Origin of the sequence: Sulfitobacter maritimus (assembly GCF_013346665.1) — a bacterium.
GTDB classification, from domain to species: Bacteria; Pseudomonadota; Alphaproteobacteria; order Rhodobacterales; family Rhodobacteraceae; genus Sulfitobacter; species Sulfitobacter maritimus.
The window spans coordinates 116,286-130,671 of the sequence record NZ_JABVBB010000038.1; the positions used below are offsets into that span (position 1 = coordinate 116,286).

Sequence of the window (14,386 nt, forward strand, 5' to 3'; positions counted from 1 at the left end):
GTCCAGTCTCGGCGTTACGTTTGCCCGGATCAGGCGGGTTCTTCAGCACTCTTCCCCGCGCTCATGTTACGGTGTCTACTGACATCGGCAACTTCGCTCTCGGCTTCAAGGGTGGACATCAGCGAATGTAGATGCGTCACGTCCCGCAGGTCCACATAGATCAGCAAACGGTAAAAGTCAGGTTTGCGTTCTACGAACTCAAGATTGGAGATATTGGCCGAGGCCTCCCCAATCAAGGTGCAAACCCGGCCCAACACCCCTGCCCCATTGCCAATCGTGATGTCGAGCCCGCTGGTATAGACCGCCGGATGGCTGCCATCATGCCAGCGCAGGTCAAGCCAACGGTCCGGCTGGTCTTCGTATTCCGACAGGCGGTCACAGTCGATGGCGTGAACGGTCACCCCTTTGCCGCGAAAGGTGATGCCAACGATCCGCTCACCGGGCAGCGGCGTGCAGCAGGGGGCGCGGTCAAAGCTCTGGCCCGGCTCCAGCCCCACCACCGCGCGGCGCACATCAATCTGATCGCCTTTCTGCGGGGCAAGGTCAGGATAAACAGATTCGACCACTTCACGCCCGGTCAGTTCAGAACTGCCCAACCGCGCCAAGACTTCGTCCGGACCATTCAGCCGCATGTTTTTGGCCACTGTGCGCAGCACCTTGTCTGTCGCCGTCTTGCCGACCTGGCTAAAGGCAGAACGCGCCAACTCACGGCCCAGTTTGACGAAACGCTCCCGATCGACTTCGCGCAGCGAGCGTCGGATCGCGGATTTGGCCTTGCCGGTGGTGGCAATGTCGAGCCATGTCGCCTGCGGGGTCTGGCCCTGCGCGGTGGTGATCTCAATCGACTGGCCGTTCTTGATCCGGGTCCAAAGCGGCACGCGCATCCCGTCGATCTTGGCCCCGACGCAGGCATTGCCGATCCGCGTGTGGATCGCATAGGCGAAATCAATCGGCGTCGCCCCGCGCGGCAGTTTCACCACATCGCCCTTGGGCGTGAAGCAGAACACTTGGTCGGCGTACATCTCAAGCTTTACGGCTTCGAGGAAATCCTGATGGTCGGTCTCTGCGTCGAATTGTTCGGTAAGCTGGCTGATCCACTTCGCGGGATCGACAGCAAAGGGGTTCCGGCTGCGCACACCATCGCGATAAGACCAATGCGCGGCAACGCCGGTCTCGGCCACGTCATTCATCTGCCGCGTGCGAATTTGCACCTCAACCCGCTTGCCATCACGGCCCGACACGGTGGTGTGGATTGAGCGGTAGCCGTTGGTCTTGGGCTGGCTGATGTAATCCTTGAACCGCCCCGGCACGGCCCGCCAGCGACGGTGGATCGTGCCAAGGGTGCGGTAGCAATCCTCCTCAGACGCCGTGATCACGCGAAAGCCGTAGATGTCGGACAGGCGCGAAAAGCTCTGCTCCTTTTCCTCCATCTTGCGCCAAATCGAATAGGGCTTTTTGGCGCGGCCAAAGACCTCGGCTTCAATCCCGGCCTTCTCCAACTCGACCCGCATATCGCCGGTGATCCGCTGGATCACGTCGCCGGTATCGCGTTGCAAGGTGATGAAACGGCGGATGATCGACGCGCGGGCATCAGGGTTGAGCACGCGAAAGGCGAGGTCTTCAAGCTCTTCGCGCATCCACTGCATACCCATACGGCCCGCCAGCGGCGCGTAAATATCCATCGTCTCGCGGGCTTTTTTAATCTGCTTATCCGGGCGCATCGACTTGATCGTGCGCATATTATGCAGACGGTCTGCGAGTTTGACCAAGATCACCCGCAGGTCCTTGGACATCGCCATAAACAGCTTGCGGAAGTTCTCCGCCTGTTTGGTCTCGGTCGAGTTGAGCTGAAGATTGGTCAGCTTGGTGACACCATCGACCAGCTCGGCCACTTCACCGCCAAAGAGGCTCTGCACCTCGGCATAAGACGCCTTGGTGTCTTCAATCGTGTCGTGCAGCAGAGCGGTGATGATCGTTGCGTCATCCAACTGTTGCTCGGTCAGGATCGCGGCAACGGCAACAGGATGGGTAAAATAGGCCTCGCCAGAATGGCGGAACTGGCCATCGTGCATCTGCGCGCCGTAGTCAAACGCCGCGCGGATCAATGCTTCATTGGTTCGGGGATTGTAGCCCTGAACGAGGGCGATCAAGTCGTCGGCAGTGATGTCGGCGCTGTTCATGCCATCTGCCTCTCGGCCCCGGCTGGGGCGCGGGGGTTAACCCTGCCCTTGCGCGGCCATCAACTGGCGCAGCAACATTTCTTCGGACATGCTGTCTTCTTCTGGCTTGTCCTGCTCGGCACCCATCAGAAGCGCCATGGCGTCGTCTTCAGGCTCATCAACCTCGATCTGGCTCTGGTTGCTCTCGATCAGACGCTCGCGCAGATCGTCGGCGGACTGCGTTTCTTCAGCAATTTCGCGCAGGGACACGACAGGGTTCTTGTCGTTGTCGCGGTCAACGGTGAGCGGCGATCCGGCAGAAATCTCGCGGGCGCGGTGCGCGGCCAGCATAACGAGTTCGAAACGGTTCGGAACCTTATCCACACAATCTTCGACGGTGACGCGGGCCATGAAGCCTCCAATATCTCATTTGCTGCCAGAAGTGCGTTATTTAGGCCTCTTCTGGCAGATTTACAAGTCACTATTACATGCGGCGCACAGCAGCCCTATCGCGCTCCGGCAGGGCGTCGAGCATCGCGCGCACCGGCATTTTCAGCAGCGGATGCACCCAATCGGGCGCGACGTCTGCGAGCGGCACCAAGACAAAGGCGCGGTCCTGAAGCCGGGGATGCGGCAAGATAAGTTGATCCGGCGTCCGGCCAATCTGTGCCTCAAGCGGCAGATCACGCCATATCTTGTGTGTGTTACGGTCTGGCATCACGATACCATCAACCGCCAGCAAATCCAGATCCAGCGTGCGCTGCCCCCAACGCTGGGTCCGCTCGCGGCCAAACTTAGCCTCGATACGGTGTAACACGGCCAAGGCCTGCGCCGGGGTCCAAGGCGCCTCAATCCGCACGGCGCCATTCACATAATCCGGACCAGCACCTGCGGGAAAGGCCGGAGTGTGGTAGAATGGGCTTATGGCGCGAATCACTGCGCCAGATGTTTGCATAAATTTCAACGCGGCCGTTAGTGTTTCCCGAGGCGTCCCTACGGAAGATGTAAGGTTTCCGCCAAGCGCTATAAGCATGCTGCGCACAGGAATGTGCGTATTATTGCCGAGTTCTCCGCTTGTTAACCCTTGCGACATGTCGTGAAAACCTTAGTTAGGAAAAACGCCTGCGTTTAGCTGTGGTTATCTGACTTGTGTCAAACAGTGGCAAGCAGTGATAATATTGGGAAGTGCGGCGACGTGAGCCGAAAGGATAATTGAATGTTCTACAAAGATGAGCGTCTGGCGCTGTTTATTGATGGCTCCAACCTCTACGCCGCGGCAAAATCGTTAGGTTTTGACATTGATTATAAACTACTGCGACAAGAGTTTATGCGACGTGGAAAGCTCTTAAGGGCGTTTTATTACACCGCACTTCTTGAAAACGACGAATATTCCCCGATTCGCCCGCTCGTCGACTGGCTGAACTACAACGGCTTTAGCATGGTCACCAAACCAGCCAAAGAATACACCGACAGCATGGGCCGCCGAAAGGTGAAGGGCGACATGGACATCGAACTGGCCGTGGACGCCATGGAACTGGCCCCCCGCGTTGATCATATCGTCATCTTTTCCGGCGATGGGGACTTCCGCCCCTTAGTCGAAAGCCTGCAACGCCAGGGTGTGCGCGTGTCGGTTGTGTCGACCATCCGCAGCCAACCCCCCATGATCTCGGATGATCTGCGCCGCCAAGCGGACAACTTCATCGATCTAGACGACCTGCGCGATGTCATTGGCCGCCCGCCACGCGAACCAATGGAACCCGCCGCCAGCTGATTTTACAGCGCACGATCGCTTTCGTTCAAAGATCTAAAATCGCTTCGCCGGGGCCGCGACCCGAACAACAATCCGCCGACTGACCTGCAAATAACAGGTCAGCGACGCTAGGCGTCCCTGACCTGTGAAATGATTCAAATACCCCAGGGAAGATACAATACAGCACATGTTCCCATGCGTTCCCCTTGATTTGAATATAGCATATCTGCCTAATGGCAGGCGACCCCCCGATAAAGGGGGGCCAAAGGAGCCCCAATGCTGGTCGACGCCGCTGTAAAGCTTGAGCAGATAGAGGATATCGACAGACTCTGGCAGGGATTGGTTGCCACCTTGCGAGATTTGGGCTTTGCCCATGCTGTTCATATCAGCGTCGATGCGAATTTTAGCGCGCCCCAGTTGCGCTGCACGATTCCCGATCTCTACAGCCAATTGCCACCGGAACAGGACCCGTTTTTGCACCATCTGTGCAACCGCTATGAGGTCCTGACGATCGGCAATGCCTTCGTTCATCACTACCCTGAGGTGACAGAAGCAGAACATAAATTCATCACGCATGCCGCCCACCATGGGTTGAATGCCGCCTTTGCCGTGCCGATGCGCCTGCAAGGGTCAGAGCGTTTTGGCGGATTTATTATCGGCAATGACATGGATGCGGAGACCTTTGAGCAGAGCTTTCATGACATGGCCGAGGAATTGCGTCTGTTCTGCCTGCTGATGCACCGGCGGATCGAAGACCTCACCAACACCTTCCCGCTGCCTCTGCCGGTTCGCCCTGCTGCCTTTGACAGCCTCAGCCCCCGCGAAGCGGAGGTGGTGAACTTGCTCGCCCATGGCTACAGCCGACAGGAAACCGCTGATCTGTGCGGCCTGTCGGTGCATACGGTTTCTGATTATGCGAAATCAGGTTACCGCAAGCTGGGCATCCGCAACCGCGCCCAAGCGGCAGCGCTTGTGCATAGCGCACCGCAGAAAGGCGCTGGCGCCCCGTCAGACGGGTAGACGAACAGCCCTCAAGCCCTTACCTCTGCGCCAAGCCACCCGGAGACCTGCCATGACCAAGCCGCCGCTAACCCTTTACCTCGCTGCCCCGCGCGGTTTCTGCGCAGGCGTGGACCGGGCGATCAAGATCGTTGAGATGGCGCTCGAAAAATGGGGGGCGCCGGTCTATGTGCGCCATGAGATCGTTCACAACAAGTTCGTCGTGGACGGGCTGCGCGACAAGGGTGCGATCTTTGTCGAAGAACTGACCGAATGTCCCGATGACCGTCCGGTAATTTTCTCGGCCCATGGCGTGCCGAAATCGGTGCCTAGCGCGGCGCAGGCACGCAATATGATTTATGTCGATGCCACCTGCCCCTTGGTTAGCAAAGTGCATATCGAAGCGCAGCGCCACGCCGATGCCGGCCTGCAAATCATCATGATCGGCCATGCGGGTCACCCCGAGACGATCGGCACCATGGGGCAGTTGCCCGAAGGCGATGTCCTTCTGGTCGAAACTCCGGAAGATGTCGCAACGGTTAACGTACGCGACGAGACACGCCTCGCCTATGTCACCCAGACCACGCTGAGCGTCGATGACACCGCGGATATCGTGGCCGCGCTGCAAGCCCGCTTTCCCGCCATCATCGGCCCCCACAAGGAAGACATCTGCTACGCCACCACCAACCGCCAAGAAGCGGTCAAAGCGATGGCGCCCAAATGCGATGCCATGCTGGTGGTGGGCGCGCCGAATTCGTCAAACTCCAAACGTCTGGTCGAGGTCGGCGCCCGTGCAGGCTGCGCCTATGCGCAACTGGTGCAGCGGGCTGACGACATCGACTGGCGCGCACTCGAAGGCATCAGCAGCATCGGCATCACCGCAGGTGCCTCGGCCCCCGAAGTGTTGATTAACGAGGTGATCGACGCCTTCAAAACCCGCTATGACGTGACCAGTGAACTGATTGAGACCGCGCAGGAAAACGTTGAATTCAAAGTACCTCGCGTCCTGCGCCAGCCCGCCTGATTGACCCGCGCGCCCGCCGCGCCTAAACCGCATCGAAACCGCGACGGGAGCCGACATGCCAGACCTTTATGCCTACACAGACGGAGCCTGCTCCGGCAATCCCGGCCCCGGCGGCTGGGGGGTGTTGATGCGCGCCATGGAGGGCGACAAGGTCGTCAAAGAGCGTGAGCTAAAGGGCGGCGAGGCGCAGACCACCAACAACCGCATGGAACTGATGGCCGCGATCTCGGCGCTGGAATCGCTCAGCCGCCCGACCGAGATCACGCTGGTGACCGACAGCAACTACGTCAAGAACGGCATCACCGGCTGGATTTACGGCTGGAAGAAAAACGGCTGGAAGAATGCGGCAAAAAAGCCTGTTAAAAACGCCGAGCTTTGGCAGCGGCTCGACGCGGCCAATGCGCGGCACAATGTGACCTGGAAATGGGTCAAGGGCCATGCCGGCCACCCCGAGAACGAGCGTGCGGATGAGCTGGCCCGCGCGGGCATGGCGCCTTTCAAACCGGGCGCGCGCAAGTGACGCTGCTGGCCCTGCTCGACTATGCCGCCGTCTTGGTCTTTGCCATCACCGGCGCATTGGTCGCGAGCCGGGCGCAACTTGATATCGTGGGCTTTGCCTTTATCGCCTCCCTCACTGCCGTGGGCGGTGGCACGATCCGCGACCTCCTGCTCAACCGCAACACGATTTTCTGGATCGAAACCCCCAGCATGCTCGGCGTCGCCATCCTCGCCGCGCTGGTGGTCTTTTTCACCGCCCACCTACTTGAAAGCCGTTATCGTGCATTGATCTGGCTTGATAGTTTCGCGCTTGCCGTCGCCGTGGCCGCGGGGGTGGGCGTTGCCATGTCCCAAGACCAATCCGCAGCGATCATCATCGTCATGGGCATGATCACCGGCTGCATGGGTGGCCTGATGCGCGATGTGGTCGTTGGCCAACTGCCGCTGGTTTTGACCCAAGGCGAACTCTACGCCTCCGCCGCCCTTTCGGGTGCCGCTATGGCCGTGCTGCTCGCGCCTCATACCGATGGGACGCTCTACCCGCTCCTCGCCTGCGCCATCACCACATGGGTCCTCCGCGCCGGCTCACTCTATTTTGGATGGCACCTTCCGGTGTATAAAAGCACCCCGCCCAAAAGCTAGACCCTCTCTTTTAGGCTCAAAATACTTCCGCCGAAGGCAACGCGTCCCCTTGAGGATGCGATAAAGACTCCGGCCTAAGCCTCTCCCAAACGCGCCCCAACCGGGATCTGCGCACCGCGCTGAAACACATCCGCCTTCTGCGCGCCCTTACCCGCTTTCTGCAAATGTGTCAGCCGCACCGCTCCAGCGCCACAGGCCACCCGCAAATCTTCTGACAGCACTTCACCCGGCGCGCCCTCTCCCTCATCCAGCACCGAACCCAGCACCTTCACCCGTTGGCCGTCGATCTCAAACCACGCGCCGGGAAAGGGCGACAGGCCCCGGATCAGTCGATCAACTTCGACCGCTGGACGGGTCCAGTCGATCCGCGCTTCAGCCTTGTCGATCTTGGCGGCATAGGTCACGCCCTCCTCCGGCTGCGGCTTTGGGGTAAGGTCCGCCAACTGCGCCAGCGCCTTGTTGATCGCCAGCGCCCCCATGCCGCTGAGCCGATCGTGCAGTTCGGCTGTGGTCTCCGCCGCGCCGATCTCTGTCTCTTCGCAAAGCAGCACCGGCCCGGTGTCGAGCCCCGCTTCCATCTGCATGATGCATACGCCGGTCTTCTCATCCCCCGCCATGATCGACCGATGGATCGGCGCGGCCCCCCGCCAGCGTGGCAAAAGGCTGGCATGAATGTTCAAACAGCCATGTTTCGGCGCATCCAAAATCGCTTGCGGCAGGATCAGCCCATAAGCGACCACCACTGCCGCCTCGGCCTCAAGCTCGGCGAATTCTTCTTGGGTGTCTGGATGTTTGAGCGAAATTGGATGCCGCACCAACAGGCCCAGAGCCTCCGCCCGCTGCTGGACCGGGCTGGGGCGGGGTTTCTTGCCGCGCCCTGCCGGACGTGGTGGCTGGCAATAGACGGCGCTAATGTCGTGCCCGGCCTGCACCAGCGCATCCAGAACCGGCACCGAGAACTCCGGCGTACCCATAAAGATCAGTCGCATCGCGTTCCTCCTGACGGTCCGGCCCCTGCGGGCGGTCAGCCGTTTGCCTTGCGGGCCTTGCGCAACAGCATGTCGCGCTTTGTTTTGCTGAGGTTGTCGAAATACATCTTGCCCGCCAGATGGTCGATCTGGTGCTGCACGCTCACGGCTTCAAGCCCAACAAAATCACGCTCGACCTCCGCGCCCGTCTCATCAAGGAACCGCACCTTCACCCCACGTGGGCGACGGATCACAGCACTAAATCCGGGCAGGTTGGGGCTGGCTTCTTCGTAAGGGTGCAGCACGGCAGAGGCGTCGACGATGACCGGGTTCGCCAGCCGGATGCGCTTGTTGCGCGCCTTGGAAGCATCAACCACGGCGACCTGCAACATCACGCCAATCTGCGGCGCGGCAAGGCCGACGCCGGGCATCGCGTCCATCGTTTCGATCATGTCATCCCAAAGGGTGCGGATTTCGTCCGTCACCGCCTCAATGGGTGCTGCGGGGCTGCGCAAGCGTTTGTCGGGCCAAGGGACATAGCGGCGTAGGGTCATTGGGCGTTAAACTCCGCAATCTTGGCGGCGCGGGTGTCCGCGTCCAGATGATCGAAGGTCACCACGCCATCAAGGTGATCCATCTCATGCTGCGCGATCAGCGCGGCGGCACCCTCAAGGCTTTGCACATAACGGCCGCCGTTTACCCCGGTCCAGACCATCTGCACCTGCGACGGGCGCGAAATGTCGGTGCTGATACCGGGGATGCTGAGGCAGCCTTCGGTATTGGTGACGCGCTCTTCGCCGATCTCCTGAAACATCGGGTTGATACAGACCAGCGGGTCGGACTTACCCTCTTTCCAGCTCGCGTCCATCACGAAAATCCGCAACATCGCCCCGACCTGCGGCCCGGCGAGACCTCGGCCCGGCGCGGCATACATGGTTTCCAGCATCTCAGCAGCAAGCTGCTTAATCTTTGGCGTGATCTCTTCAATCGGCGCACAGATCTCAGCCAGACGCGGATCGGGCCAACGGACGATCTCCAGAACGCTCATCCTCGGGCCAACTCGCGTTTCAGCTTCACCATTTTGCGGGTGATCATCTGACGTTTCAGCGGTTTGAGGTAGTCGATAAAGAGCTTCCCATCGAGGTGGTCGATCTCATGCTGAACACAGGTCGCCCAAAGCCCATCAAAGGCCTCCTGCTGCTCGTTCCCATCCCGGTCCAGCCAGCGGACTTCAACTTCCGCCGGGCGGGTCACATCGGCGAATTGCTCGGGGATGCTCAGGCAGCCTTCCTCATAGGTGTTCAGCTCCTCCGATGCGGCCACGATCTCGGGGTTGAACATCAAGAGCGGGCGCGGTGCCTCGCGCTCTTCCTTGACACAATCCAGCACAATCACGCGGCTCAGCACACCGACCTGCGGCGCGGCAAGGCCGATGCCCGGCGCGTCATACATGGTGGCCAGCATGTCATCGCCCAACACGCGCAACTCGTCGCTGAGGTCAGCGACAGGGGCTGCGGTTTTCTTGAGCCGTGGGTCGGGGTGCAAAAGGATTGGGCGTTTCATCCCGATCATTTAGGCCATGCCCGTGCATCGCGCAACCGGGGGCTTGCAGCGCCTGCGGCAGCCGTTAGCTTGGCTGCAACATCAGGAGTGATCAGCATGAGTTTTGACGAGATCGAAGCGACCAGCACGAGTTTTGACGAGATCATCGAGCGGCGCGGGACGCATTGCGCGAAATGGGACAAGATGGAAGCGGTCTATGGCGTGCCTGCGGATAAGGGCATCGCCATGTGGGTGGCCGATATGGATTTCCGCCCGCCGCAGGTGGTGCAAGACGCGCTTCAAGCGCAGATCGACCATGGCGTTCACGGCTATTTCGGCGACGACAGCAAATACCTCGCGGCGATCCAGTGGTGGATGGAGCACCGTCACGGCTGGAAGGTCGAGGCGGATGCGATTTTTACCACCAATGGTTTGGTGAACGGCACCGCGATGTGTGTCGACGCCTTTACCGCGCCGGGGGACGGCGTGGTGCTGTTTACCCCTGTCTATCACGCCTTTGCCCGCGTGATTAACGCCGCCAAGCGGCGCGTGGTGGAATGTCCCCTGACCAATGTGTCGGGCCGCTATGAGATGGATTTCGACGCCTATGACGCGATGATGTCGGGCGATGAGAAAATGGTCATCCTCTGTTCTCCGCATAACCCCGGCGGTCGGGTCTGGACCCGCGAAGAGTTGCAAGGCGTGGCGGATTTCGCAAAGCGGCATGATCTGGTGCTGGTGTCGGATGAAATTCACCATGATCTGGTGATGCCGAACAACACGCATATCCCCATGGCCCATATCGACGGGATCGAAGACCGCTTGGTCATGATGTCCGCCACGACCAAGACCTTCAATATGGCGGGTGGCCATGTGGGCAACGTTATCATCCACGACCCCGAACTGCGCGCGCGATTTGCACAGCGTATGGCAGCATTGGGCAATTCGCCCAACTCATACGGGTTGATTATGGCGACGGCGGCCTATTCCCCCGAAGGGGCGGCTTGGCTGGACGCGCTGATAGACTACCTCGACGGGAACCGCAGGCTCTTTGACGCGCAGGTGAACGCGATCCCCGGGCTTAAATCCATGCCGCTAGAGGCTACCTATCTCGCTTGGGTGGACTTCTCGGGCACTGGGATGGAACCGACAGAGTTTATCGACCGGGTCGAGAAAACAGCGGCCATCGCGGCCAATCACGGGGATACCTTTGGCACAGGGGGCGAGAGCTTCTTGCGCTTTAACCTCGCCACGCCCCGCGCGCGGGTGGAGGAAGCCTGCAACCGGCTCACCCAAGCCTTTGGCGATTTACAGTAGAGAAAAGTCGCGCAGGGCAAAACATCAAGCCCTGCGCGATGTCATCAGGCCTGACGGCCATCCTCGATCAACGCGGTCGGCGCATCAGAGGCGAGTTCAAAGTCCAGCGCCGCCCGGTCAGCCACAGCGGTGGCGCGTTTGAACTCATAGCGCATTTCGCCATCTTCCTCTTCGCCCGCGACGATCAAACACTGAAACAGATGCACACCCCCGTCATAGAGGTCTACCAAACCGCGCAGGTGCGGCGCATCTTCGGCAGCGATCGAAAACCCGGTCTTCCACAGTGCCAGCACGCGATACACATCGCCATCAACCTCAAGCCGCAAACGCGAGGCTTTGCGCAGGCTCGCCCGCCGCGCCGCTGCAAGTCCGGCTTGTATTTCTTTGGACAGAAATTCTTCCATGAGTAGCCCCCCAATGATGCCTATAGGCTGACACTAACGGTGGGATTTTCAAGTTAATATTAGATGACATGGCGGCACCCTGCATCTGCGCAGGGGCCCTGCGCGCCGGTGAAGATTGGCGGCTCTAGCGCAACGCCCTAGATTTACCGTCAAACGTGAAAAGGAGAACAACATGGGCCTTCTGGTCGACGGAAAATGGCAGGACAAATGGTATGACACCGAGTCCACAGGCGGCAAATTCGAACGCAGCGAAGCGCAGTTTCGCAACTGGGTGACCGCCGATGGCAGCGCCGGACCCAGCGGCAAGGACGGTTTCAAAGCAGAATCAGGCCGCTATCACCTCTATGTCAGCCTCGCTTGCCCATGGGCGCACCGCGCCCTGATCTTCCGCCGGTTGAAGGGCTTGGCGGATCACATTGACGTGTCGGTTGTGCATCCTGACATGATGGGTGAAGGCTGGACCTTTGACGCAGATTTCCCCGCCGCCACAGGTGACCGGCTTTTCAGCCTGCCCTATGCCCGCGACATCTACACCCGCGCCGATCCAAAGTTTACCGGCCGCGTCACTGTTCCCATCCTGTGGGACAAAGAGCGCGAGACCATCGTCAGCAACGAGAGCGCCGAGATCATCCGCATGTTCAACAGCGCCTTTAACGAGGTGACCGGCAATACCGACGATTATTATCCCGCCGAGTTGTATGACCGGATCGAAGAGATCAACGCCCGCGTCTATGACGAAATCAACAATGGCGTTTACAAAGCCGGTTTCGCCACCTCGCAAGAGGCCTATGACGCCGCTGTCCATCCGCTTTTTGACGCGCTGGACTGGGTCGAAGACATCCTGTCGCAGAACCGCTATCTCGCAGGCGATAGGATGACCGAAGCCGACTGGCGGCTTTTCACCACGCTTGTGCGTTTCGACAAAGTCTATCACCTGCATTTCAAATGTAACCGAAAGCGGATCGTGGAATACCCGAACATCTGGGCCTATACGCGGGAGCTTTATCAGGTGCCGGGCGTGGCCGAGACGGTGAACTTTGACCACATCGTGCGCCACTACCACTACAGCCACGCCACCATTAATCCGAACCGGATCATCCCGATCAACCCGGTGCTGGATTTCGACGCCCCGCACGGGCGCGGCTAATCCACTCCCCCTGCTGTCTTGCTGCTTGATTGCGCTGGCCTTTTGCGCTTTCACCGCAGCAAGAATGGCAGGGGGATGATAATGCAACAGCCAGACCAGCGCGACCACGGCGGCGGTGTCGATGCGGCGGCGGCGCGTTTTGGCGGGCAGCGGGCGGATTGGATTGACCTATCCACCGGGATCAATCCGCAGCCCTATCCCACCCCCGATCTGCCAGCGGATGCGTGGAGCGCCCTTCCCGATGCCGGTGCGCAAACGGCGCTTGAAGAGGCTGCCCGCGCCTTTTGGCAGGTGCCTGCCGGGGCTGCGCTCCTCGCGGTGCCGGGCGCGTCCGCAGCCATCGCCCGAATCCCGGCGCTGGCACCACGCGGCACCGTGCGCATTCCCGGTCCGACCTATAACGAACATGCCGCCAGTTTCGCGGAAAGCGGTTGGCAGGTGGTCAAAGGCGGCAAGACAGAGGCCACCGTCCATGTCCACCCCAACAACCCCGACGGGCGGCTTTGGCCAGCAGCAGAAACCATCGCCCCCCTTAGCATTATTGACGAAAGCTTTTGCGACATCACTCCTGATGCCACCCTTATGGCTGAAGCCACGCGGCCCGGCACGCTGATCCTGAAAAGCTTTGGCAAATTCTGGGGGCTGGCCGGGCTGCGGCTGGGGTTTGTCATCGGTGATCCGGCTTTGGTGGCCGAGCTTCGGCGGATGCTCGGCCCATGGCCGGTGAGCGGCCCGGCGCTGCATATCGGCGCGGCAGCGCTGCGGGATAGGGATTGGGCCCACGTCACACGAATCCGGCTCGCCGCAGATGCGGACCGCATCGACAAGCTGATGACCGGCGCGAGCGCGCAAATTGTCGGCGGCACGCCGCTTTTCCGGCTCTATGAAGTCAACGACGCGCAGGCTTGGCAAACCCGCCTCGCCCAGAACCACATCTGGACCCGCATCTTCCCCTACAACCCGCGCTGGCTGCGGCTCGGCCTGCCCCCGACAAGGGGTTGGGCGCGGCTGGAGCAGGCGCTAGCATGAGCACCGCTGCGATCCTCGTCCTCGCCATGCTGCTCGACGCGGCCTTTGGTGAACCGGATTGGCTCTGGCGGCGCCTGCCGCACCCGGCGGTGCTGATGGGGCGGCTGATCGGCTGGGGGGATCGGCGGTTCAACAATGGCCAAGCCCGTCGCGCCAAAGGCGTGGCGTTGCTGCTGGCGCTCATGACCGGAATGGCGTGCCTCGGTTGGGCGCTGAGCCTCTTCGGCCCAATCATTGAGATCATCATCGCCGCGATTCTGCTCGCGCAACGCTCGCTCGTCGAACATCTGCGGGCGGTGGCGGACGGCCTGCGTCAATCGCTGCCCGCAGGCCGTCGCGCGGTGGCGATGATCGTCAGCCGCGACACTGCCGAGATGACCGAAGACGCCGTGGCGCGCTCTGCCATCGAAAGCGGTGCGGAAAACCTTAGCGACGGGATCATTGCACCTGCCCTGTGGTTCCTGCTGGCTGGGCTGCCGGGGCTGCTGGTCTATAAAATCGTCAATACCGCCGACAGTATGATCGGCTACCGCACCCCGCGCTATGCGGATTTCGGCTGGGCCGCGGCGCGGATGGACGACCTGCTCAACCTCATCCCTGCTCGGCTGACCGCGCTGCTCATCGCCCTGCCCGGCGGGGTGCTGCACAGCTTGCGCGACATCCGAGCAGATGCGGCGCTGCACCGTTCGCCCAACGCCGGTTGGCCGGAAGCCGCCATGGCGCGGGCCATCGGTGTGGCACTCGCAGGTCCACGCGCCTATGATGGGCAATTGCAGCAGTTCGCTTGGGTTCACGGCGCGGGGGCGCGCGTCATCGGACCACGGGCGATCGATGCGGCCATCACCCGCCTCTGGCAGGCATGGTTGGTGATGTGGGCAATCGCCCTAGTTCTGGCCTGTCTGTGACC

At 60.7% G+C, this 14,386-nt stretch carries 17 protein-coding genes; 9 read left to right on the forward strand and 8 right to left on the reverse strand.

The genetic code is table 11. The annotated features are described in order from the left end of the window. Nucleotides 1-29: 29 nt before the first annotated feature. The 3 genes from HTT03_RS15385 to folK form a co-directional block, all read right to left on the reverse strand. Nucleotides 30-2,180, reverse strand: a complete 2,151-nt coding sequence (locus HTT03_RS15385) for a RelA/SpoT family protein (protein ID WP_174860664.1) — start codon at nucleotides 2,178-2,180, stop codon at nucleotides 30-32. Nucleotides 2,181-2,216: 36 nt separating this feature from the next. Continuing rightward, nucleotides 2,217-2,570 carry a DNA-directed RNA polymerase subunit omega gene (gene rpoZ, locus HTT03_RS15390; RefSeq protein ID WP_174860665.1) on the reverse strand — a complete coding sequence of 118 codons (354 nt, stop codon included), beginning with the start codon at nucleotides 2,568-2,570 and terminating at the stop codon, nucleotides 2,217-2,219. 73 nt (nucleotides 2,571-2,643) lie between these two features. Then, the gene (folK, locus tag HTT03_RS15395) at nucleotides 2,644-3,252 is read right to left on the reverse strand and encodes a 2-amino-4-hydroxy-6-hydroxymethyldihydropteridine diphosphokinase (protein ID WP_343035862.1); all 609 of its coding nucleotides are present in this window, start codon (nucleotides 3,250-3,252) and stop codon (nucleotides 2,644-2,646) included. 123 nt (nucleotides 3,253-3,375) lie between these two features. On the opposite strand from folK, the gene HTT03_RS15400 reads away from it, so the two are divergent. The 5 genes from HTT03_RS15400 (at nucleotide 3,376) to HTT03_RS15420 (ending at nucleotide 7,072) form a co-directional block, all read left to right on the forward strand. Beyond that, complete coding sequence (locus tag HTT03_RS15400) at nucleotides 3,376-3,930, forward strand: LabA-like NYN domain-containing protein (protein WP_174860667.1); 555 nt, start codon at nucleotides 3,376-3,378, stop codon at nucleotides 3,928-3,930. A 255-nt stretch (nucleotides 3,931-4,185) separates the two neighbouring features. Next, a complete protein-coding gene (locus HTT03_RS15405) occupies nucleotides 4,186-4,929 on the forward strand; it encodes a helix-turn-helix transcriptional regulator (protein WP_174860668.1) in 744 nt (247 codons plus the stop codon). Between the two features lie 52 nt (nucleotides 4,930-4,981). Further along, entirely contained in the window at nucleotides 4,982-5,932 is a 951-nt protein-coding gene (ispH, locus tag HTT03_RS15410) for a 4-hydroxy-3-methylbut-2-enyl diphosphate reductase (RefSeq protein ID WP_174860669.1), read from the forward strand. A 55-nt stretch (nucleotides 5,933-5,987) separates the two neighbouring features. Beyond that, the gene (gene rnhA / locus HTT03_RS15415) at nucleotides 5,988-6,452 is read left to right on the forward strand and encodes a ribonuclease HI (RefSeq protein WP_174860670.1); all 465 of its coding nucleotides are present in this window, start codon (nucleotides 5,988-5,990) and stop codon (nucleotides 6,450-6,452) included. Then, the gene (locus HTT03_RS15420; protein WP_174860671.1) at nucleotides 6,449-7,072 is read left to right on the forward strand and encodes a TRIC cation channel family protein; all 624 of its coding nucleotides are present in this window, start codon (nucleotides 6,449-6,451) and stop codon (nucleotides 7,070-7,072) included. Before rnhA ends, HTT03_RS15420 begins: the two co-directional genes overlap by 4 nt. A gap of 74 nt (nucleotides 7,073-7,146) precedes the next feature. On the opposite strand, the gene fmt is transcribed toward HTT03_RS15420, so the two are convergent. From fmt to def (HTT03_RS15440), 4 genes are read right to left on the reverse strand one after another with little or no spacing between them, the layout of a single operon-like run. Next, nucleotides 7,147-8,061 carry a methionyl-tRNA formyltransferase gene (gene fmt / locus HTT03_RS15425; RefSeq protein WP_174860672.1) on the reverse strand — a complete coding sequence of 305 codons (915 nt, stop codon included), beginning with the start codon at nucleotides 8,059-8,061 and terminating at the stop codon, nucleotides 7,147-7,149. A gap of 35 nt (nucleotides 8,062-8,096) precedes the next feature. Further along, nucleotides 8,097-8,594 (reverse strand): peptide deformylase, encoded by a 498-nt coding sequence (def, locus tag HTT03_RS15430; protein WP_174860673.1) that lies wholly within the window; start codon nucleotides 8,592-8,594, stop codon nucleotides 8,097-8,099. Further along, nucleotides 8,591-9,088 (reverse strand): peptide deformylase, encoded by a 498-nt coding sequence (gene def, locus HTT03_RS15435; RefSeq protein WP_174860674.1) that lies wholly within the window; start codon nucleotides 9,086-9,088, stop codon nucleotides 8,591-8,593. Before def (HTT03_RS15435) ends, def (HTT03_RS15430) begins: the two co-directional genes overlap by 4 nt. Next, on the reverse strand, nucleotides 9,085-9,603 hold the full coding sequence (def, locus tag HTT03_RS15440; protein WP_174860675.1) for a peptide deformylase: 519 nt from the start codon (nucleotides 9,601-9,603) through the stop codon (nucleotides 9,085-9,087). Before def (HTT03_RS15440) ends, def (HTT03_RS15435) begins: the two co-directional genes overlap by 4 nt. A gap of 96 nt (nucleotides 9,604-9,699) precedes the next feature. Here def (HTT03_RS15440) and HTT03_RS15445 point away from each other — a divergent pair, with 96 nt between their 5' ends. Then, nucleotides 9,700-10,899 carry a MalY/PatB family protein gene (locus tag HTT03_RS15445; protein ID WP_174860676.1) on the forward strand — a complete coding sequence of 400 codons (1,200 nt, stop codon included), beginning with the start codon at nucleotides 9,700-9,702 and terminating at the stop codon, nucleotides 10,897-10,899. Between the two features lie 44 nt (nucleotides 10,900-10,943). Here HTT03_RS15445 and HTT03_RS15450 read toward each other — a convergent pair whose 3' ends face one another. Further along, nucleotides 10,944-11,303, reverse strand: coding sequence for a hypothetical protein (locus HTT03_RS15450; RefSeq protein WP_174860677.1), 360 nt, complete (start codon nucleotides 11,301-11,303; stop codon nucleotides 10,944-10,946). Nucleotides 11,304-11,475: 172 nt separating this feature from the next. Here HTT03_RS15450 and HTT03_RS15455 point away from each other — a divergent pair, with 172 nt between their 5' ends. The 3 genes from HTT03_RS15455 (at nucleotide 11,476) to cbiB (ending at nucleotide 14,384) form a co-directional block, all read left to right on the forward strand. Further along, nucleotides 11,476-12,450 (forward strand): glutathione S-transferase family protein, encoded by a 975-nt coding sequence (locus HTT03_RS15455; RefSeq protein WP_174860678.1) that lies wholly within the window; start codon nucleotides 11,476-11,478, stop codon nucleotides 12,448-12,450. Nucleotides 12,451-12,531: 81 nt separating this feature from the next. Further along, nucleotides 12,532-13,479: a threonine-phosphate decarboxylase CobD gene (gene cobD / locus HTT03_RS15460; RefSeq protein ID WP_174860679.1), complete on the forward strand. Its 948-nt coding sequence runs from the start codon at nucleotides 12,532-12,534 to the stop codon at nucleotides 13,477-13,479. Then, nucleotides 13,476-14,384 (forward strand): adenosylcobinamide-phosphate synthase CbiB, encoded by a 909-nt coding sequence (gene cbiB / locus HTT03_RS15465; RefSeq protein ID WP_174860680.1) that lies wholly within the window; start codon nucleotides 13,476-13,478, stop codon nucleotides 14,382-14,384. The genes cobD and cbiB overlap by 4 nt, the downstream gene beginning before the upstream one ends. The last annotated feature ends 2 nt before the right edge of the window (nucleotides 14,385-14,386 follow it).

What these genes read in the sequence shown, in the direction of transcription:
- cobD (WP_174860679.1), top strand. Translation starts at nt 12,532, where the DNA reads ATGCAACAGCCAGACCAGCGCGACCACGGCGGCGGTGTCGATGCGGCG.
- ispH (WP_174860669.1), top strand. Translation starts at nt 4,982, where the DNA reads ATGACCAAGCCGCCGCTAACCCTTTACCTCGCTGCCCCGCGCGGTTTC.
- HTT03_RS15450 (WP_174860677.1), bottom strand. Translation starts at nt 11,303, where the DNA reads ATGGAAGAATTTCTGTCCAAAGAAATACAAGCCGGACTTGCAGCGGCG.
- fmt (WP_174860672.1), bottom strand. Translation starts at nt 8,061, where the DNA reads ATGCGACTGATCTTTATGGGTACGCCGGAGTTCTCGGTGCCGGTTCTG.
- rnhA (WP_174860670.1), top strand. Translation starts at nt 5,988, where the DNA reads ATGCCAGACCTTTATGCCTACACAGACGGAGCCTGCTCCGGCAATCCC.
- HTT03_RS15405 (WP_174860668.1), top strand. Translation starts at nt 4,186, where the DNA reads ATGCTGGTCGACGCCGCTGTAAAGCTTGAGCAGATAGAGGATATCGAC.
- cbiB (WP_174860680.1), top strand. Translation starts at nt 13,476, where the DNA reads ATGAGCACCGCTGCGATCCTCGTCCTCGCCATGCTGCTCGACGCGGCC.
- def (WP_174860675.1), bottom strand. Translation starts at nt 9,603, where the DNA reads ATGAAACGCCCAATCCTTTTGCACCCCGACCCACGGCTCAAGAAAACC.
- HTT03_RS15455 (WP_174860678.1), top strand. Translation starts at nt 11,476, where the DNA reads ATGGGCCTTCTGGTCGACGGAAAATGGCAGGACAAATGGTATGACACC.
- def (WP_174860673.1), bottom strand. Translation starts at nt 8,594, where the DNA reads ATGACCCTACGCCGCTATGTCCCTTGGCCCGACAAACGCTTGCGCAGC.
- folK (WP_343035862.1), bottom strand. Translation starts at nt 3,252, where the DNA reads ATGTCGCAAGGGTTAACAAGCGGAGAACTCGGCAATAATACGCACATT.
- HTT03_RS15385 (WP_174860664.1), bottom strand. Translation starts at nt 2,180, where the DNA reads ATGAACAGCGCCGACATCACTGCCGACGACTTGATCGCCCTCGTTCAG.
- HTT03_RS15445 (WP_174860676.1), top strand. Translation starts at nt 9,700, where the DNA reads ATGAGTTTTGACGAGATCGAAGCGACCAGCACGAGTTTTGACGAGATC.
- rpoZ (WP_174860665.1), bottom strand. Translation starts at nt 2,570, where the DNA reads ATGGCCCGCGTCACCGTCGAAGATTGTGTGGATAAGGTTCCGAACCGT.
- def (WP_174860674.1), bottom strand. Translation starts at nt 9,088, where the DNA reads ATGAGCGTTCTGGAGATCGTCCGTTGGCCCGATCCGCGTCTGGCTGAG.
- HTT03_RS15400 (WP_174860667.1), top strand. Translation starts at nt 3,376, where the DNA reads ATGTTCTACAAAGATGAGCGTCTGGCGCTGTTTATTGATGGCTCCAAC.